Raw genomic sequence first — 376 nt, 5'->3', positions numbered from 1 at the left:
GTTACTCACGTGTTACTCACCCGTTCGCCACTAATCCCCCCAGCAAGCTGGAGATCATCGTTCGACTTGCATGTGTTAAGCACGCCGCCAGCGTTCATCCTGAGCCAGGATCAAACTCTCCGTTGAAGTAAAACAAAAACGAACACAACCAACACCCCCGGAAATAACGGAAGAAGAAGGCTGCAAAATTTGAAACCAGCTGTAAAAACCAGACCCAACCCACAGGGGCAGGCCAGACCCGGCAAATTCAACCAATTCAATACAAAAAATTGGTATCAACAAACTTGGCACACTATTGAGTTCTCAAACAACAGACACACCCGGCACCACCACCAGCACTAAACAACCGTGGATCGCTCCGGAGCAACTTTTCAAA

General features: G+C 48.4%; 1 rRNA gene. It reads right to left on the bottom strand.

Annotated elements, in window-relative coordinates:
- Positions 1–126 (bottom strand): 16S ribosomal RNA (locus tag AB4Y73_RS20505); the annotation flags it as partial.
- Positions 127–376: the final 250 nt, after the last annotated feature.

Origin of the sequence: Pseudarthrobacter sp. TAF60_1 (assembly GCF_052113505.1) — a bacterium.
In the GTDB taxonomy this organism is placed as follows: Bacteria; Actinomycetota; Actinomycetes; order Actinomycetales; family Micrococcaceae; genus Arthrobacter.
This window is presented reverse-complemented; position numbering and strand designations above follow the sequence as displayed.